We start from the raw sequence: 16,681 nt of genomic DNA on the forward strand, positions 1-16,681 counted from the left end.
CGGCGGGGAGGCCCCGTCGCGCCCGATTTTGTGCTCGCTGGTCCAGGGCTGAGAGCGCCCCGATGCCAAGCCTTGTTCAAAGCTTAGCGGGCGATCCCAGCGAGGTGACAGCGCTTGAGATAAGACACTGGATCACCTCCTTTCGTTGGTTTCGGGAGACTCCAATATAGGGCGAAATACCCGCGTCGTTAAGAGGTGGGGCGGGCGGCCGGGAACAAGCCTGTTCGCGAGGCGGGAAAGACCGATCCGGGGCAGTTGAGGCCGCCGCGCGGCCGTGTTAGGGGAACGCGAGATGCGGGTGTAGCTCAATGGTAGAGCAGCAGCCTTCCAAGCTGAATACGAGGGTTCGATTCCCTTCACCCGCTCCAATGTTTTCAATGGCTTAGCGCGTCAAGAGTTTTCCATTCTGACAAGTCGCGCATTCTCATTCTGACAGACGTTCGCTTTCCTATCGCTTGTCTTGCGCGGCGCTTGACGCGTTTCACTTGCGCGTCTTGCTTTGCTTCATCGTCGTCATGCACATCAGGCGCCATGGCCGCTGCGTGACGTGTGCATCAAGAGGTCAAGAAAGACCATTGAACGCAAATGTCAGCAGTCCTTCCACGGCGCACCAGAGGACTGGAGCGAGGAACAGCCGCCCCGGCGATGAACAAGAGATGATCAAGAGAAAGAGAGATGTGAGAGATCTCACACGGGAACTTCGAGTCTTGCACTAGTCAGAGCTTCGACTCTCTCAGAACCCACGGAGGTTCGCGTGAAGCTCCTGATGATCTCTGGCTTGGCCGTGCTCGCGGTTTTCGTGGCCGCGACGAATATGCTGCGATCGCATCCATTACCGGTAAGTCGCACATCGGTAGCAGGGATGCCGGTGCAAGAGATGCAAAGACAAGCGCAACAAGGCAAACTGCCGGTTGAAGATTTCGTAGATCGATCTCTTGTGTTTCCAAGGGGAACACAGGAGTAGACGCGTCTCAACCAATCGTGGTCGAGCTGGACGTCTTGGACGGTTCGTATGTTCTCTGACGGCTCAAGCGGCTGTCGGGTCGCGAGCGCAGCAATTGTCGCAGGCGCTGTCTCAAGGACCCATGAAAATCGGGTTGATCCCGATGGGATCGCCGAGCAGTCCCAGGGATTGAAGCTGCGCGCTGTGGATGTCGATTTCAAGGACAGCCAAGAGCAGCGCTAACACGACGGCGATGTAGACGAGCAGTGCCGACGCATCCTGGCTGTCGGGATCGCGATTTCGCGGCGGCGACGCGCGAAAGTGCCACAACCGCGCGATGAGCTGCAGATAGGCTTTCGGGTGTACTTGCATGTCCGGCCTCGCTCTCTGAGGCGCCTTTCGCAAGACTGCGACCACGTCGATCGCCAATCAAGGCGCCGCTTGTCGCACCTGGAACCGAATATGAGCTACCCCCGTTGAGCTGGATCAAATGGGTGCGCTTTTGCCCAGAGGCCAGGCCAGTCGGCCACGGACACGCCACGGAAGATCTCCACAGAACGATCGCCGGCAAGAAGCGCGGGACGTCACGGGACGGCATTTGGCCATGGTGCAAAGGCCGGGCAAAATGGCACGGTGGGTGCTTTGCTGTGAGTGTCTCCGACGGCCAATGGATTTGACCTTGCGTCTCGCCACCGCCCTTCTGACGGCATCGCTGCTTCTTCCACTGCGGCCCGCGCAGGCGCAATTGGCGGGGCACGGCGGGCCTGTCCGCGCAATCGCCGTTTCGAGCGATGGTAAGACGGTTTTGTCGGGGAGCTTCGACACGGCAGCGATCCGATGGTCCCTGGCAACCGAGTCGGCCGAGCAGGTCCTTCGCTTCCATTCGGGTGCGGTGAACGCGGCTGCCTTCCTCGGAGACGGACGAATGGCAACGGCTGGTGCGGACGGCCAGATTGCCATCTGGACGGCGGGCGGACTGCAGCCGGACCAGGTTCTCGAAGGTCATACGGGACCCATTGTGGGACTCGCCGTTTCGCCCGATACATCGAAGCTCGCGTCGGCCTCGTGGGACCACACCGTGCGGATTTCATCCCTGTCCGACGGTGGGACGCGCGTTCTGCAAGGTCACTCGCAAAGCGTGAACGGTGTGGCCTTTGCCCCCGATGGAAAATCGCTGGTGAGCGTTGGCTACGATCTGACGGTGCGGATCTGGCCCTTGGCAGGCGGCAGCCCCGAGATCGTTGTGATGCCGGCGCCGCTGAATGCCGTCGCCATCTCGCCTGATGGCGAAATCGTCACCGGCGCGGCAGACGGGAAGCTGCGCATGATGACCGCCGATGGCAAGGAGAACGGCGAGGTCATGGCTGGCGCCAGGCCGATCGTGGCCCTGGCGATCTCGCAAGACGGGGCTTTGATCGCCACGGGGGCAATTGACGGCACCGTTGCGATCGTCGATCGCAAGGCGCGCAGCGTGATGCGCACGCTCGCCGGGCTCGGCGCGCCGGTCTGGTCGGTCGCGTTCCTGCCCGATGGTGCGACGCTCCTGACGGGCGGTGCTGACGGCAAGATCAGGCGCTGGAATGCACTGACCGGCGCGGCGATCGGGTCGAACGTGCTGGGCACGCCGGCGGATCCGCTCGCTGCCTATGTCGGCGATCACGGCGCCGAAATGTTCAGGGCCTGCGTTGCCTGCCATACATTGTCGGAGAATGAGGTACAGCGTGCCGGGCCGACGCTTGCGGGGCTCTTCGGCCGGAAGATTGCCTCGCTGCCGGGCTATCGGTTCACCGACGCGCTCAAGGCGATGGATATCGTCTGGACGCCGGAGACCGTGTCAAAACTGTTCGAGATCGGGCCGAACGCCTACACGCCCGGCACCAAGATGCCGGAGCAGCGGATCGGCTCGGCCGAGGATCGCCGCGCGCTCACGGACTTTCTGGCGCGTGCGACGTCGAAGTAGCCCGCAGCAACGCCTTGCGCGAAGGCGGCAAGGTCTTGATGTCAACGCCCTAATAGCCCGGCCATCGCTCCACGGGAATATTCGTCAGATCCGGGTTCTCCTCGAGCATGCGAGCCACGTTGACGCTGGGACGTTCCTTGAGCGCCGTCACGACACACTGATTGACGTATGTCCGGCGTGACAGCCACTTGATCTTCTTGCCCTTTGCCTCGGCCTTGCAGGCGACGATCGCCTGCTTGAGCGCGACCTTTTCCGCCTTGGCGAGGGCGGCGGCCTCGACGGCTGTGCCAGCGAGCACTGTGATGACGAGGCATGTTCAAAAAACCATCATGAAACGAGGCATACGGCTAGTCCTTGTTCTCGCGTTGACGCAGATAGTCGTCCGTCGTCCGTGGTGGCGCGCGTTCCGGAACGTCCTGGATCGGATCGAACTGCTGTTCGCTCATGACAATGACGCGGCAATCGGCGCACATCCGCAAGGCCTCGGTCCGGCGGTCCCCGGTGGGATACATCCAATGGTGCCCCTCGAGCTTCGTCGCGATCCGATCGATCGTGCTCTTCACGCCGAAGGGCGTGCCGCAGCGGACACACAGGGCCGGTTCTTCTTCCTTGATCACTTGCGCCTGGGCACGCCTTGCCCGGAAGTCGATCTGCGGGGTGAGCGTGATGACCTTCTCAGGACAGGTGCTCTGGCACAGACCGCACTGCACGCAGGCGTCCTCCACGAATTTGAGGACGGGACGCTCGGGATCGGCACGAAGCGCGCCGGTCGGGCAGGCCGAAACACAGGACAAGCACAGCGTGCAACCGCCGGTGTCAACGGTGATTGCACCGATCGGTGCGCCCTCGGGCAAGGCGATCACGTCGACCGGCTTGGGCGCGAGGCGATGCAATTCACTCAGGCCAAAGCGAAGCAGGTCGCCGCGCTTGCCGACCGTCCGGAAAGTCGCAGGATTGTCGAGGCCGGCGAGGGGACCAATCCCCGTCAGTTGGTCAGCCAGCTTGTCGGGATCGTCAGTTTCGATCGTGGCCACGCGTCGGCCCTCAAATCCGAGCCCGGCGAGAATGGTCTCGGCCATGACGATCGTCTGCAGCAATCCGGTCACGCCGTGTCGCGGCTTGGCGCGCAGGAGAAACCGCACGGCCGCCGCGCCATGCGCGAATGCGCCGATAACGGCCTCCAGGCCGACCTGCGTCAACTCGTTGACGGCGAGCGGCAGCACGTTGGCCTCCAATCCGTCGCCATGACGGGCGAGCGCATCGATCAGCGGCGTGCCGTGCCCGCCGTCATGCAGCAGCAGCACCGGATGCGTGCCGCCAGCTTCGCGATAGGCGAGCAACATGGCGCGAAGGATCTGCAGCTGGGTGTCGGCGGGCGGCAGCGCGTAGGATGCAGCTCCCGTGGGGCAGGCGGCCGCGCATTGCCCACAACCTGCGCAGACGTCCGCGTTGACAGCGACATGGTCGCCGTCCGGCGTAATCGCGCCGGTCGGGCATAGGTCAAGGCAGCGATGGCATCCGGTCAGCTTCGAGCGCGAATGCGCGCAGAGGCTGGGCGTGAAGTCGACATATCTCGGCTTGTCGAAACTGCCGACGAGGTCGCGGGCGGCCAGCACAGCGCGCAGCACCGCCGCCGGATCTCTCGGATCGGCGCGGAGATAGCCGTCCCGCAGGTCGTGCGCCGGAAACAGCGGCGGCTCGCCGGAGAGGTCGAGCACCAGATCGCAGCGCGAGGTCGCCCCGTTGCGCGGGGCCTCGAACACGAAGCGGTCGCGCGAAGAGGGGCGCGGTTGCGCATAGTCGTCGATCGTGAGCTCGAAGGCGCCAAAATGTCCCCGCGCGTTACGGATCTTGCCTTTGACGATCGGAAACACTGCCGCGGCAGGCGGCGTAACGTCTGCCAGCTGCATGAGCATGACCGTGACGTCGAGATGGTCTGCGAGCAGCCGCCCGGCTTCGATCGCGGCCTCGTCGCGGCCATAGATCAGGATGATGCCGTCACTCGACAATGTGACCAGCGGAAAGTCCGGTGCGGGAATTGCGGCCGCCGCAAGCAGCGCCGCCATCTTCGCGCCCGCATTCGCACCGTCGCGCGACCAGCCCGCCGTCTCGCGGATGTTGACGAAGGTGATCCCGCCAGGGCGTTCGCCCATCTCATGGGTGAATTGCGCAGCCTGCTGCGTGCAGGCAACCGTCAGCGGGCCATCCGCCTTTGCCGCGTTGCGGAAATGATCGAGCTCCGCGCCGCAGAGATGGCGAAAGCTTCTGATCTCGCAATTGGGGCATCCACGCCGGATCGCGGCCGTGTCGAGGCGCATCGTGTCTTCACACGAGCAGATCAGGACGGTCTTCGCTGGCTGCTCCAGGTGAATCCCTCCGTCAGTGCGGCGCCGACTTCCGGACTCGCGCCGTTCCTGCACCTCGTATAGATTTTCACTATTGGGAAGAAAAGGAAAGTGGAGGACGGCCTTGCGGTCGACCCCGATCAACCACGTTTCCCTGGTAGAACCGATCCAGCTGCCGCCGCCCTTCACGCTCGTCCGGCTGCGGGAGAGCGGAGACGCCTTTGCCCACGCTTGCGGCATTGCACCCAAGTGCGGCGCCGGCACGCTGGTGTGCGTCGGGCGGTTCGATCTCGCCGAATTCGCCGTGGTGCTCGAGCCAGGCGAACTCTTGAGCACCGCGCGGCGCGCCTTCTACGCCGGCATGGTCGCGCTGACCGACGCTCTTCGCGCCTATGCCCCGCCCAACAAGACGGTTGCGATCGGCTGGCCCGGCTCCGTCGAGATCGACGGCGGGCTGGTCGGCGGGGGGCGGATGGGGTGGCCATCGTCCGCGCGCGAGAATGAGCCGCCCGCCTGGCTGGTGTTCGGCGCCATGATCCGGACGGTCGCAATGGCCGATCAGGGGCCCGGCGTTCATCCGCTCGCGTCCGCGCTGGATGAGGAAGGGTTCGGCGAAGCGGGCGCCGTGCAGGTTACCGAGAGTTTTGCGCGGCACCTGATGCGGGCGATCGATCGTTGGCAGGTCGATGGCTTTGACAGCGTCGCACGCGATTATCTCAGCCGGGTTCCCCGTGAGCGGCGAACCGTCCTCAGCATCGACGAGAGCGGCGATCTCCTCACCTGTCACGTCGGTACCGGCAAGGTTGAGCGGAGCGAGCTCGTCAAGGCGCTCGCCAAGCCATCCTGGCTCGATCCGAAGCTCGGAGGGCCAAGGACGTGACAAGTGCCGTGAAACTGCTGCGCGCCATCGCGCTCGATCCCTCCGACACCTTCGTGTTCGACGCGGCGGCAGAGCCCGGCGAATGGGCCGTCTCCGGCGCGTTCCGCTTCTGCGACCAGGATCCGGCGACGTTGAGCGGCAAGGCGCGCGCGGCGTTCCGCAGCGGCTTCCTCGGGGTGCAATCCTGGGGCTGGTCGACGCTGGTGCAGATCGTGCCGGCAACGGAGAGCGATTGCCGGGCGCTGATCGAGCTCCTCGCCGGACAACTCATCGATCGTTTCGGCGCGCCGGATCCGGCAACCGCGCGGACGGCCGCCGAAGAGGAGGTCGCCTTCGTGCGGTCGCTCTGCACGCATCCGATCAGTTCGCTCATTGCCGTCCACCGCTCGGTAAGCGACGGCGAAGTCCGCGAGTCGTTCCGCAGGCTGCAGCTGCGGCAAGGGCAAGGGCACGGCAAGGCGTTCTCGTTCATGGAAGCCGAGGATGATGTCGAACCCGACAGCAATGTCAGGCTTGCCGATATGAGCCAGGAGCCGCAGCATCGATGAATGATTTCTGGATCGCATGCGGCCACCATCTGCTCGATCGCGAGGCGGGCGGCGGGCTGTGCGTCACCGATGAGTTCCTGAAGGTCTATTTCGCCCGGCCCGAGCTGATTCCGCCGGACGAAGCATGCCCGGTCGAGCGGCGGCTGCACCGCGAGCTGCTTGCCGCTCCCCGCCGGGCGGTCAGTGCGGACGAGATCGCAGCGATTGTCGATGCGGATGCCCGGGAGAACTGGCAGTTCGTGCTTGCCGTTCGCGATCTCCTGGTGCGGCATCCGACCCTGGAGGCTGCCTATCTTGCGACCGTCCGGTCGGGGGGAAACGGATTGCCGCCGCTGTTCGTCAATCAACTCGTGCATGTCATCCTGCGCAATGCGCTGGATGGCTGCGATGACCCGTTCGTGCTGCGCGCCGCCGAGCTGTTCTTCCGCCCACAGCGCATCCTGCCGCATGAACGGGCCTTGCTGCTCGGCGATGAGGAGGTCGTCGGTGGGCAGAGCCCGACCCCGGTGCTCTCGCTGATGTCGATGCTCGGGGCCGTGACCGATGCCGAGCTGGACGTCTTGAACGAGGATAACGCCGACGACTATTGGCACCGAAGCGACCATTTCGACATGGCTTTCGATCTCACCGCGGGCGGGCGCGGGCCGAGGGCGCTGGCGCAGGCGATGGCGCGCTGGATCTCCCATCTGCTCGGGATCGACGTCGGCATTGAGCCGCTGCGCGAACTGCGTGATGCGCGGCTCACCTGGTATGTCGGGCTCGACGCCGATGCGACCAGGCTCGGCGACCATCTCTGGCATGGCGAGCAACTCGACGACCGCAGCGCCGGCCGCGTGCTTTCATTGTTCCGCCTGACGTTTGCAGATGCGAGTGCGGTCGCAGACGAGATGCAGGGCGAGCCGGTCTATCTCATCCTGTCGATGAACTCCGATCAGAAGCTCCGGATGAAGCCGCAGAATTTGCTGACGGGGCTGCCGATCAAGCACCTGGAGAGGGTGACATGAGCCCGGCTGCGCTGCCACTTGTGCGCATCCCCGTCGGTATCGTGGTCGGACGGTACAAGGCGGACTCGCCGTGGACCGACTTTGTCTGGCGCGCCGTCGCCGTGCTGCCGGACGAGCCGGACACAAAGTCCTGGACGGTGCTCCGTGACGAGGGCGGTGGGACGACGCTGTTCTATGCCGGCAGCACTATGGTCGATCTCTACATTTCCGAGACGGCGCGCTATCGCGACAATCTTGCTTCGGGTTGTCCGAGCATCTGGACAGTGTTGTCGCCTGCGGAAGGCACCTGGCCCTATTCGGTGGCTGCCGCCACCGCCGATCCTGCGGAAGGCGAGGCGTTCACCGGGGCCGCTGCGAATCTGGTCGAGGCCGTTCCCATGCCGGACGTGCTGCGTGAGCAGATTGAAAGCTTCGTTGCCGAGCACCACGTCGAACGGGAGTTCTTCAAACGGAAGCGGCGGCAGGCCGATCCGGAGGCGCTGGCGCGCCGGCAGCATGAAGGCGGACACGAATGAGTGAGGATAGGTTCCTGACGCGCTGGTCCCGTCGCAAGCAGCACGCAAAGGCGAACCCGACGCAATCGGATCCGGCAAAGCGCGACGACATGCAGTCGGCACTGCCGCCCGCCGCGAAGGATGACGAAGCGGAGTTCGACCCCTCGAGCCTGCCTTCGATCGACTTGATTACGTCGGCGACCGACATCAAGGCGTTCTTGCGCAAAGGGATTCCGCAGGAGCTGACGCGTGCGGCGCTTCGTCGCGCCTGGAGCGCTGATCCCGCCATTCGCGACTTCGTGGGGCTTGCCGAAAGCGCGTGGGACTTCAACGATCCGACCGCGATGCCGGGCTTTGGTCCGCTGGATTGTTCGGAAGCAGAACTGGCCGCGTTCGTGGACAGAATCGTCGGCGGCCTCCGCAAGTCAGCCGAGGCGCTGTCCGAGACTCCGGTTGAAGTCACGGATTCTTCGCGGGAATTGCGCCAGGCCGAGAGATCGAATGTCGAGGTCGTCGCCGAAGAAGCTGCGCCCACCAAGCCCGCACCTGTTCCTGCTGCAGCGCAACTAACGGTCCCTGAAAGCACTGAAGGCGAACACCTGTCGCTTCCCCGTCGCCCGCATGGCGGCGCGCTGCCCCGCTAGGGCTCCCCGACGAAAGGCCATAGCCTCAGACTATGTGATGCGATTGACCCTCCGCTGGGCCGGGATTACGCTTGGTCTAGCGCTTTGTAGCAAAAGCAAAATCAGCACCCGGGACTTGGATGGGAGGTCCACGTGCGTGATGATGGCCTTGAGCGAGCCATTGACGCCGCCGGCGGCGTTGCTGGGCTTGCGCGCAAAATCGGCATTAGCCAACCCTCCGTTTCGAACTGGAACCAGGTGCCCGCGCAACGGGTGATTGCGGTCGAAGCGGCGACCGGCGTATCGCGCAAAGACTTGCGGCCTGATCTGTACGGCGAGCCGTTTGTGTCCAATGAGCTGATTGAACCCGTCGATGCGGCGCGTGCGCAGGAATATCTGCTGCTCGCGACGCTCTTGTCTGCAGCACCGTCAAGAAGGCTGCTCGATCAACTGGCCGCATTGACCGGTGATGCGACGCCACTCGGGCGCGCGCATGCTGGGCTGGCCGCGGCCGCCGCCAATGCAGTCGCAACGCAGGTCGAACGCGAATATTTCGATCTGTTCGTCGGTCTCGGCCGCGGCGAGCTCTTGCCCTATGCCTCCTACTATCTGACCGGATTCCTCAACGAACGGCCGCTGTCGCGCCTGCGCGCCGATCTCGCCGCGTCCGGGATCGAGCGCGCCGCGAATAATTCGGAGCCGGAAGATCACGCCGCCATCCTGTGCGAGATCATGGCAGGTTTCGCGGGAGGCCGCTTCCCTACGTCGTTCGAGGCGCAGCGCGCATTCTTTGTCAAACACGTCGAGCCCTGGATAGGGCGGCTGTTCGCCGACATCGAGGGCGCGGAGAGCGCCGTCTTCTATCGTGCGGTCGGCGCGCTCGGTCGCGCCTTTATCGAGATCGAGGCGGAGGCATTCACGTTCGCCAACTGACCTGCACCGGCGGGTCCAGGAGAGATGCGATGAGTGAAGACACGAAAGCCACAGTCGGGCGTCGCGATTTCCTGCGCAAGGTCGGCGCCGGCACGTTGGGCGCCGGCGCGACGCTCGCGACACCGCTGGTCGGGTCCGCGCAGGCCGATAGCGAAACCAACGATGAGAAGCGCAAGGCGCGCTACAAGGAAACTGATCACGTCAAGGCTTTCTATCGCGTCAATCGTTATCCGGCCAAGGGAGGTTGACCGTGCTGATCAAGCGAGCAAACCAGCGTTCCCTGCGCCATGGTTCCGTTGCCGAGTCCCTTGCAGGGCAGGGCGGCGGTCTCGACCGCCGCAGCTTCTTGCGCAAATCCGGTCTCGCCGGTGGCGCGCTCGCCGTGCTCGGCACGCTGCCGGTCGGCGGCGTGCGCAAGGCGGAGGCGGCGATGGCCGGTCCGCTCACCGCGGGTGCGAGCGTCCGCAAGAGCGTCTGCACGCATTGCTCGGTTGGGTGCACGGTGACTGCCGAGGTCCTGAACGGGGTATGGATCGGCCAGGAACCGAGTTGGGATTCTCCGATCAATCGCGGCTCGCATTGTGCCAAGGGCGCATCCGTGCGCGAGCTCGTGCACAGCGAGCGACGGTTGCGCTATCCGATGAAGCTCGTCGGAGGGCAGTGGACCCGCGTGTCCTGGGATACCGCAATCAACGAGATCGGCGACAAGCTTCAATCCGTACGTGAGAAGTCGGGCCCCGATTCCGTCTATTGGCTTGGCTCGGCCAAGATGACCAATGAAGGCGCCTACCTGTTCCGCAAGCTTGGCGCATTCTGGGGAACCAACAATACCGATCACCAGGCCCGCATCTGCCATTCGACCACCGTCACCGGCGTCGCCAACACCTGGGGCTACGGCGCGATGACCAACAGCTTCAATGATATCCGCAATGCGAAGACGCAGGTCATCCTGGGCGGGAATCCGGCAGAGGCGCATCCGGTCTCGCTGCAGCACCTGCTCGAGGGCAAGGAACTGCAAAAGGCCAACTTCGTCGTCATCGACCCGCGCCTGACGCGCACCGCCGCGCACGCGACGGAATATGTGCGGATGCGGCCGGGCACCGACATCCCCGTGCTTTACGGCATGATGTGGCACATCCTCCAGAACGGCTGGGAGGACAAGGAGTTCATCCGGCAGCGGGTCTACGGGTTCGACGATCTCCGCAAGGAGGTGGAAAAGTGGAATCCGGAAGAAGTTGAGCGCGTCACCGGCATTCCCGGCGAGCAGCTCAAGCGCGTCGCCAAGATGTTTGCCACCGAAAAGCCGGCCACGCTGATCTGGGCCATGGGCCAGACCCAGAAGACCGTCGGCACCGCCAACGTGCGTGCCAGTTGCATCCTGCTGCTGATGACCGGCAATGTCGGCGGCGCGGGCATGGGAGCCAACATTTTCCGTGGCCACGACAACGTGCAGGGCGCGACCGACGTTGGGCTCGATATCGTCACGCTGCCGTTCTACTACGGCCTCGCCGAGGGCGCCTGGAAGCACTGGTCGCGGGTTTGGGAGGTCGACTACGACTTCCTGAAGTCGCGGTTCGATTCCAAGCAGATCATGGAAACCCCCGGCATCCCGCTGACCCGCTGGTTCGAGGCGGTGACGCTGCCGAAGGATCAGGTCGCGCAGAAGGACAATGTGAAGGCGGTGTTCGTGCAGGGACACGCCTCCAACAGCATCACCCGTATCCCTGAATCCCTCAATGGCCTGAAGGCGCTGGAGCTGCTCGTCATCGCCGATCCGCATCCGACGACCTGGGCCTCGCTCGCAGTCGAGGCGGGACGCAAGGATGGTGTCTACATTCTCCCGGTCGCCACCCAATTTGAGTGCAAGGGCTCGCGCGTCGCCTCCAACCGCTCGCTGCAATGGGGCGAGCAGATTGTGAAGCCGGTGTTCGAGTCGAAGGATGATCTCGAAATCATCTACCTGCTGGCCAAGAAGTTCGGCTTCGCCGACCAGATGTTCAAGAAGATCAAGGTCGAGAACAATCTTCCTGAAGCAGAGGATGTACTTCGCGAGATGAACCGCGGCAGCTGGTCGACCGGCTATTGCGGGCAATCGCCCGAGCGCCTCAAGGCGCACATGAAGAACCAGGCGAAGTTCGACATGCTGACGATGCGGGCGCCGAAGGACGATCCCGAGGTCGGCGGCGACTATTACGGCCTGCCCTGGCCATGCTGGGGATCACCGGAGGTCAAGCATCCCGGAACGCCGCTGCTCTACAATACCAATCTGCACGTGATGGATGGCGGCGGCACGTTCCGGCCGCGGTTCGGCATCGAGCGCGAGGAGAAGCTGCCGGACGGCACGACGCGTAAGGTGAGCCTGCTCGCGGACGGCTCGTACTCGCTGGGGTCGGGCATCCAGGACGGCTATCCGGAATTCACGCTCGCGAGCCTGAAGAAGCTCGGCTGGGACACCGAGCTCACCGAAGCGGAAATGGCCGTGATCAACAAGGTCAACCCCGCCACTCCGGACGCGGTGTCGTGGTCGCTCGACCTGTCGGGCGGCATCCAGCGCGTCGCGCTGGCGCATGGCTGCGTTCCCTATGGCAACGGCAAGGCGCGCATGAATGCCTTCGGCTTGCCCGATCCCATCCCGGTTCACCGCGAGCCGATCTACACGCCGCGCGTCGATCTCGTCGCCAAATACCCGACGCTGCCCGACGCCAAGCAGTTCCGGATGCCCAATATCGGCTTCTCCGTGCAGAAGGCTGCGGTGGAGAAGGGAACTGCAAAACAATTCCCGCTCATCCTGTCGTCTGGCCGCCTGGTCGAATATGAGGGCGGCGGCGAGGAGACCAGGACCAACCCGTGGCTCGCCGAATTGCAGCAGGACATGTTCATCGAGATCAATCCTGCCGACGCCGCCGAGCGCGGCGTCAAGGACGGCGGCTGGGTCTGGGTCACGGGTGCCGAGAACAATTCCCGGGCGAGGATGAAGGCGCTCGTCACGGAGCGCGTCGGCAAGGGCGTTGCCTGGATGCCCTTCCACTTCGGTGGCTGGCTTGCCGGCAAGGATCTCCGCGGCAACTACCCGAAGGGTACCGACCCGATCGTGCTCGGCGAAAGCGCCAACACGATCACCACCTACGGATACGATCCCGCGACGAACATGCAGGAAACCAAGGTCACTCTCTGCCAGATCGCGGCGGCATAAGGAGCAACGACGATGGCACGTATGAAGTTTCTCTGCGACGCCGACCGTTGCATCGAGTGCAACGCCTGCGTCACGGCCTGCAAGAACGAGCACGAGGTCCCCTGGGGCATCAACCGCCGCAGGGTCGTCACCATCGCCGATGGCAAGCCGGGCGAACGATCGGTCTCGATGGCTTGCATGCACTGCACGGATGCGCCGTGCGCGGCAGTGTGCCCGGTGAACTGTTTCTATACCACCGCCGATGGCGTGGTCCTGCACTCCAAGGATCTCTGCATCGGCTGCGGCTACTGCTTCTACGCCTGTCCGTTTGGCGCGCCGCAATATCCGAAGGTCGGCAATTTCGGCTCGCGCGGAAAAATGGACAAATGTACCTATTGCGCCGGCGGACCCGAGGCCGATGGCAGCAAGGAGGAATACGAGAAATACGGTGCGAACCGCCTGGCCGAGGGCAAGCTGCCGCTGTGTGCCGAGATGTGCTCGACCAAGTCGCTGCTCGCCGGCGACGGCGAGATCATCGCCCAGATCTATAAGGAGCGCGTGCTGAAGCGCGGCTACGGCTCAGGAGCGTGGGGCTGGAAGACCGCCTATCGCGAGACGATCGAGTCCTGAAGCAGGCCGCGGGCGACGCGGCACAGATGCCGGGGAGAAGTCCATGTCCTCATTTGCAAGGTTCATTCGACCAACCATCGGCGCGTGGGCGTTGCTTCTGTTGATCATGGCAGCTCCGGCACCGTCGCTGGCCCAGCAGATCAATCCGACGGCGAGCTCGGTCAACGAGCGCCAGTTGCTCCAGGAGATGGATCGGATCCAGGGACGCGTCAGCATCCCCGACCAGCGCTCCAGCGTGCTGATACAACCTGCTGGCCGTGAGTGGCGTGAATTCCGCAACGTTGTGCTGCGGTGGATCGGCGGCGTTGCTGTGCTCGGCATGCTGGCGGTGCTGGTGATCTTCTATTTGACACGCGGCATGATCCGCCTCGAAAGCGGACGATCCGGCCGCACCATCGTACGGTTCAACACCTTTGAGCGCTTCGTGCACTGGATGACCGCGACCTGCTTCGTTATCCTGGCGATCTCGGGGCTGAACATCACGTTCGGGCGGCCGCTGCTGCTTCCGCTGATCGGATTTGACGCCTTCTCCGATTGGTCGCAATGGGCGAAATTCGCGCACAACTACCTGAGCTTTCCCTTCACGATTGGCGTCGTGCTGATCTTTCTGATGTGGATCGGCGGCAATATCCCCAACAAGGTGGATCTGGAGTGGATCAAGCGCGGCGGCGGCCTGATCGGTCACGATCATCCGCCGGCTCGCCGCTTCAACGCGGGGCAAAAGGGGATCTACTGGATTGTTGTGATCGGCGGTGGTCTCGTCGCCGCGACCGGGTATCAGCTCATGTTCCCATTCTACGTGTCGGGAATCGAGGGCATGCAGATTGCCCAGATCGTTCACTCCGTCGTGGCCGTGCTGTTTATCGCCGCGATGCTCGCTCACATCTACATCGGCACAATCGGGATGGAGGGGGCTTTCGAGGCGATGGGATCAGGTGAGGTGGATGTCAACTGGGCGCGCGAGCACCATAGCCTGTGGCTCGACCAGGAGTTGGCACGGAGCGGACCGAACGATTCTCAGCCGCGGCCTCGCCCTGCTGCGTCGGCAGCCGAATAGAGCTGACGGAGCATTGCTTAGAGACGCACGCCTGTCGTCGCAAAGGCCTCTGCGACGGGTTGCTGTATGCTGTCGAGAACGGCAACTCCAGCCGCCGCGATTACGATCGTCGCAACACAGGCAAGGATGAAAGCCTTCATCGCGATCCCTCCTCGCGAGTATTATACAGGACGTCTGGCCGCGAATAAACGCTGTGGTTGGGCAGGTTCGCCTTGTTCACCTGTAGAACCCCAAAACGCTCGCGGCGTCTTGATACTAGATGTTGGATTCGAAACCGGTGTTTCGTGTCTCCGCGGCTCGTTCGAGATCCCACGCCCGCTGCAGGCGCTCGGCGCTTGTCGACTTCAATATGCCGGCCCAAGCGTTGCCGAGTGCCTTGATGCCGTCGTGCAGACTGGCAGCGTTTCCGACCGACCAATCAGGCAAGCCCATGGGAACGCTTATCGACCAGGACCAGCTGTCTCCGGACCGATGTACGTTGCCGATCACATGCCCCTCGTAGATGACGACGTAGTGGTCCTTGACGTCCGGCCACCGAAGCTTGGCATTGAGGGAAATAGATTGTTTCATGAACAATGCTTGTGTGTAGGGCGAGTGGGCAAATCACTTCGAATGCAATGCTCTGAACGCGCTTGCGATCGACGCGTCCGGTCAACAATTTCCAAAAGAGGCCCACGCACCAGGCGAATGGCCTCGTGATATCGTGGCTGGCCGCTTGCCGAGGAGGGGAATGCCGGGACGACCGAAGTTTCCAAGCTTGATCCCGACCTGCCAGTTTGACACTATGCCGACATATTCGGAGAAAGTCATGTACAAGTCATGTTTTGTTGCGATCGCAACCGCCGTCTGCTTGTACGCATCGCCCGTCAGCGCTCAGGGGCCGTACCCCTTCGGTGATGAACCGTATCGGCTGAACTGGTATCCCGATCCCGAGATCGCGGCTGGCTGCTGGAAATGGAATTGGCAGCAATACCAGTGGGACAACTATTGTCCGGTCTACGTCCGTCCCAAGGCTTACATGTACCCGCGAGCGCGGGCGGTGGCCGTTCGCGCGAAGGGCTAACGGGCGAGGCCGGTGCACGGCGCCTTGCGGAGGCGCCGCTCGGTCCTATCGATCAGTAGTTCTCGATCGTGCAGGCGATCTGGCTGTGCTTGCCGAAATTGAGCAAGGCATTGCCGCGGAAGCCGTCGACCCAGACGCCGGGACCGGCATAGCGGTATCCGACTCCCATCGGGACCAGGCGCACATGCACGCTGCCGGAGTGGCTCGTATGCAGCGATGCGGTCACAACCTCACCGGCAATGGACACCGCGATCGGGCACAGGGGGTATTGCCTGCCGTTCTCGCAGGTGAAGACGAGTTCCGAGCAGCTGCCGATCGCGCTCGGTGAAGCCCGCAGGGCCATATCGGCGGCGGTGGCTGCGCCGGGATTGGCGGCCAAGCCACCTCCGATGAGAATGGCTGCAGTGAGACTCTTGGCCATCAAATTGCGCATCGTTGCCCCCAATGGATTCTTAAAATCACCGGCTAACAGAGCAAAAATCCCTAACAGCGTCAAACCGCAATGAATGGCAACACGGCCGGCGGCTTGATCAGCATCGTGAAGAGGTCGCGCGCCTAGATCTTCTGCTGCGCTCCGGGGCCGGCAACGTTGATCGTGATCTTCTGAATTTCCGTCCGACCGCCGGCATATTTGACCTCGATGGTCAGAACGTCGTCGCCGATGAAGTCGGGCTGCGACCTGTAGAACGCGACATAGGCGGGCACCTCCAGCGCGAGGCATGACTTGTAGTTGGTGGCTTTCACCTTCGCCGACTTGACCGTCACCTTCCCGGATGCGGGCGCATTGACCAGGCGGATCGTCGGCAGGGGACCTGACGTGCAATCGGGTAGTACGTTGATGAAGACGCCGACCCGCGTGTCCTTATTGGGGGCGGATTTGACCGTTCGCTCGACGGGAGACAATGCGTCCTCGGCCAAGGCTGGTGCGACGAACCCAGACAACATTGCGATGCCTGCGGACAATAATACCCTCATTGGTGCTCTCCCGCTTACCGGGTTTTCCCGGTCAGTTCGCTGCAAGATGCTCAA

20 protein-coding genes and 1 tRNA gene are annotated in these 16,681 nt (G+C 63.4%); 14 read left to right on the forward strand and 7 right to left on the reverse strand.

Translation table 11 applies throughout. From position 1 onward, the window contains the following. Window positions 1-294: 294 nt before the first annotated feature. Together ACFLEY_RS17050 and ACFLEY_RS17055 are read left to right on the forward strand one after the other, a co-directional pair. Window positions 295-368, forward strand: a tRNA-Gly gene (locus ACFLEY_RS17050). Between the two features lie 386 nt (window positions 369-754). Next, window positions 755-964: a hypothetical protein gene (locus tag ACFLEY_RS17055; protein WP_082755207.1), complete on the forward strand. Its 210-nt coding sequence runs from the start codon at window positions 755-757 to the stop codon at window positions 962-964. A 111-nt stretch (window positions 965-1,075) separates the two neighbouring features. Here ACFLEY_RS17055 and ACFLEY_RS17060 read toward each other — a convergent pair whose 3' ends face one another. Beyond that, window positions 1,076-1,315 carry a hypothetical protein gene (locus ACFLEY_RS17060; protein WP_038967506.1) on the reverse strand — a complete coding sequence of 80 codons (240 nt, stop codon included), beginning with the start codon at window positions 1,313-1,315 and terminating at the stop codon, window positions 1,076-1,078. 295 nt (window positions 1,316-1,610) lie between these two features. Between ACFLEY_RS17060 and ACFLEY_RS17065 the strand changes: the two genes are divergently transcribed. Further along, window positions 1,611-2,903 (forward strand): c-type cytochrome, encoded by a 1,293-nt coding sequence (locus ACFLEY_RS17065; protein WP_060908000.1) that lies wholly within the window; start codon window positions 1,611-1,613, stop codon window positions 2,901-2,903. A gap of 49 nt (window positions 2,904-2,952) precedes the next feature. Here the strand turns inward: ACFLEY_RS17065 and ACFLEY_RS17070 are convergent, their stop codons facing one another. Both ACFLEY_RS17070 and ACFLEY_RS17075 read right to left on the reverse strand, forming a co-directional pair. Further along, on the reverse strand, window positions 2,953-3,201 hold the full coding sequence (locus ACFLEY_RS17070) for a hypothetical protein (protein ID WP_249162881.1): 249 nt from the start codon (window positions 3,199-3,201) through the stop codon (window positions 2,953-2,955). 49 nt (window positions 3,202-3,250) lie between these two features. Further along, a complete protein-coding gene (locus tag ACFLEY_RS17075; RefSeq protein ID WP_211433597.1) occupies window positions 3,251-5,221 on the reverse strand; it encodes a 4Fe-4S binding protein in 1,971 nt (656 codons plus the stop codon). 151 nt (window positions 5,222-5,372) lie between these two features. On the opposite strand from ACFLEY_RS17075, the gene ACFLEY_RS17080 reads away from it, so the two are divergent. The 10 genes from ACFLEY_RS17080 (at window position 5,373) to ACFLEY_RS17125 (ending at window position 14,589) form a co-directional block, all read left to right on the forward strand. Beyond that, window positions 5,373-6,128, forward strand: coding sequence for a biotin/lipoate--protein ligase family protein (locus ACFLEY_RS17080; protein WP_249162882.1), 756 nt, complete (start codon window positions 5,373-5,375; stop codon window positions 6,126-6,128). An 8-nt stretch (window positions 6,129-6,136) separates the two neighbouring features. Continuing rightward, complete coding sequence (locus ACFLEY_RS17085; RefSeq protein ID WP_028176011.1) at window positions 6,137-6,676, forward strand: DUF6505 family protein; 540 nt, start codon at window positions 6,137-6,139, stop codon at window positions 6,674-6,676. Further along, window positions 6,673-7,680: a DUF6352 family protein gene (locus ACFLEY_RS17090; RefSeq protein WP_060907999.1), complete on the forward strand. Its 1,008-nt coding sequence runs from the start codon at window positions 6,673-6,675 to the stop codon at window positions 7,678-7,680. The genes ACFLEY_RS17085 and ACFLEY_RS17090 overlap by 4 nt, the downstream gene beginning before the upstream one ends. Next, complete coding sequence (locus ACFLEY_RS17095) at window positions 7,677-8,195, forward strand: DUF3305 domain-containing protein (RefSeq protein WP_028176013.1); 519 nt, start codon at window positions 7,677-7,679, stop codon at window positions 8,193-8,195. Before ACFLEY_RS17090 ends, ACFLEY_RS17095 begins: the two co-directional genes overlap by 4 nt. Beyond that, window positions 8,192-8,818: a DUF3306 domain-containing protein gene (locus tag ACFLEY_RS17100; protein ID WP_060907998.1), complete on the forward strand. Its 627-nt coding sequence runs from the start codon at window positions 8,192-8,194 to the stop codon at window positions 8,816-8,818. The genes ACFLEY_RS17095 and ACFLEY_RS17100 overlap by 4 nt, the downstream gene beginning before the upstream one ends. Window positions 8,819-8,950: 132 nt before the next feature. Next, a complete protein-coding gene (locus ACFLEY_RS17105) occupies window positions 8,951-9,730 on the forward strand; it encodes a molecular chaperone TorD family protein (protein ID WP_011088228.1) in 780 nt (259 codons plus the stop codon). 29 nt (window positions 9,731-9,759) lie between these two features. Further along, window positions 9,760-9,978 carry a twin-arginine translocation signal domain-containing protein gene (locus tag ACFLEY_RS17110; RefSeq protein ID WP_060907997.1) on the forward strand — a complete coding sequence of 73 codons (219 nt, stop codon included), beginning with the start codon at window positions 9,760-9,762 and terminating at the stop codon, window positions 9,976-9,978. Window positions 9,979-9,980: 2 nt separating this feature from the next. Then, complete coding sequence (locus ACFLEY_RS17115; RefSeq protein WP_060912586.1) at window positions 9,981-12,923, forward strand: formate dehydrogenase subunit alpha; 2,943 nt, start codon at window positions 9,981-9,983, stop codon at window positions 12,921-12,923. A gap of 12 nt (window positions 12,924-12,935) precedes the next feature. Then, window positions 12,936-13,532 (forward strand): formate dehydrogenase FDH3 subunit beta, encoded by a 597-nt coding sequence (fdh3B, locus tag ACFLEY_RS17120; protein ID WP_011088224.1) that lies wholly within the window; start codon window positions 12,936-12,938, stop codon window positions 13,530-13,532. Between the two features lie 43 nt (window positions 13,533-13,575). After that, window positions 13,576-14,589 carry a formate dehydrogenase subunit gamma gene (locus tag ACFLEY_RS17125; protein WP_028176015.1) on the forward strand — a complete coding sequence of 338 codons (1,014 nt, stop codon included), beginning with the start codon at window positions 13,576-13,578 and terminating at the stop codon, window positions 14,587-14,589. Between the two features lie 17 nt (window positions 14,590-14,606). Here the strand turns inward: ACFLEY_RS17125 and ACFLEY_RS17130 are convergent, their stop codons facing one another. Next, window positions 14,607-14,729 carry a hypothetical protein gene (locus tag ACFLEY_RS17130; protein ID WP_256380430.1) on the reverse strand — a complete coding sequence of 41 codons (123 nt, stop codon included), beginning with the start codon at window positions 14,727-14,729 and terminating at the stop codon, window positions 14,607-14,609. Window positions 14,730-14,844: 115 nt separating this feature from the next. Continuing rightward, window positions 14,845-15,159 (reverse strand): hypothetical protein, encoded by a 315-nt coding sequence (locus tag ACFLEY_RS17135; protein WP_028176016.1) that lies wholly within the window; start codon window positions 15,157-15,159, stop codon window positions 14,845-14,847. Between the two features lie 238 nt (window positions 15,160-15,397). Between ACFLEY_RS17135 and ACFLEY_RS17140 the strand changes: the two genes are divergently transcribed. After that, window positions 15,398-15,652, forward strand: a complete 255-nt coding sequence (locus tag ACFLEY_RS17140; protein WP_028176017.1) for a hypothetical protein — start codon at window positions 15,398-15,400, stop codon at window positions 15,650-15,652. A gap of 52 nt (window positions 15,653-15,704) precedes the next feature. On the opposite strand, the gene ACFLEY_RS17145 is transcribed toward ACFLEY_RS17140, so the two are convergent. Both ACFLEY_RS17145 and ACFLEY_RS17150 read right to left on the reverse strand, forming a co-directional pair. Then, window positions 15,705-16,085 (reverse strand): hypothetical protein, encoded by a 381-nt coding sequence (locus ACFLEY_RS17145; RefSeq protein ID WP_249163624.1) that lies wholly within the window; start codon window positions 16,083-16,085, stop codon window positions 15,705-15,707. Window positions 16,086-16,207: 122 nt separating this feature from the next. Then, window positions 16,208-16,627 (reverse strand): hypothetical protein, encoded by a 420-nt coding sequence (locus tag ACFLEY_RS17150; protein ID WP_028176019.1) that lies wholly within the window; start codon window positions 16,625-16,627, stop codon window positions 16,208-16,210. Window positions 16,628-16,681: the final 54 nt, after the last annotated feature.

Source organism: Bradyrhizobium sp. YCK136 (assembly GCF_044570075.1).
Taxonomy (GTDB): domain Bacteria; phylum Pseudomonadota; class Alphaproteobacteria; order Rhizobiales; family Xanthobacteraceae; genus Bradyrhizobium; species Bradyrhizobium diazoefficiens.

Bases quoted from the DNA above. Each gene is read 5' to 3' on its own strand.
- ACFLEY_RS17125 (WP_028176015.1), top strand. From the start codon at position 13,576: ATGTCCTCATTTGCAAGGTTCATTCGACCAACCATCGGCGCGTGGGCG.
- ACFLEY_RS17075 (WP_211433597.1), bottom strand. From the start codon at position 5,221: ATGCGCCTCGACACGGCCGCGATCCGGCGTGGATGCCCCAATTGCGAG.
- ACFLEY_RS17060 (WP_038967506.1), bottom strand. From the start codon at position 1,315: ATGCAAGTACACCCGAAAGCCTATCTGCAGCTCATCGCGCGGTTGTGG.
- ACFLEY_RS17065 (WP_060908000.1), top strand. From the start codon at position 1,611: ATGGATTTGACCTTGCGTCTCGCCACCGCCCTTCTGACGGCATCGCTG.
- ACFLEY_RS17090 (WP_060907999.1), top strand. From the start codon at position 6,673: ATGAATGATTTCTGGATCGCATGCGGCCACCATCTGCTCGATCGCGAG.
- ACFLEY_RS17100 (WP_060907998.1), top strand. From the start codon at position 8,192: ATGAGTGAGGATAGGTTCCTGACGCGCTGGTCCCGTCGCAAGCAGCAC.
- ACFLEY_RS17135 (WP_028176016.1), bottom strand. From the start codon at position 15,159: ATGAAACAATCTATTTCCCTCAATGCCAAGCTTCGGTGGCCGGACGTC.
- ACFLEY_RS17110 (WP_060907997.1), top strand. From the start codon at position 9,760: ATGAGTGAAGACACGAAAGCCACAGTCGGGCGTCGCGATTTCCTGCGC.
- ACFLEY_RS17140 (WP_028176017.1), top strand. From the start codon at position 15,398: ATGTACAAGTCATGTTTTGTTGCGATCGCAACCGCCGTCTGCTTGTAC.
- ACFLEY_RS17095 (WP_028176013.1), top strand. From the start codon at position 7,677: ATGAGCCCGGCTGCGCTGCCACTTGTGCGCATCCCCGTCGGTATCGTG.
- ACFLEY_RS17130 (WP_256380430.1), bottom strand. From the start codon at position 14,729: ATGAAGGCTTTCATCCTTGCCTGTGTTGCGACGATCGTAATCGCGGCG.
- ACFLEY_RS17150 (WP_028176019.1), bottom strand. From the start codon at position 16,627: ATGAGGGTATTATTGTCCGCAGGCATCGCAATGTTGTCTGGGTTCGTC.
- fdh3B (WP_011088224.1), top strand. From the start codon at position 12,936: ATGGCACGTATGAAGTTTCTCTGCGACGCCGACCGTTGCATCGAGTGC.
- ACFLEY_RS17145 (WP_249163624.1), bottom strand. From the start codon at position 16,085: ATGCGCAATTTGATGGCCAAGAGTCTCACTGCAGCCATTCTCATCGGA.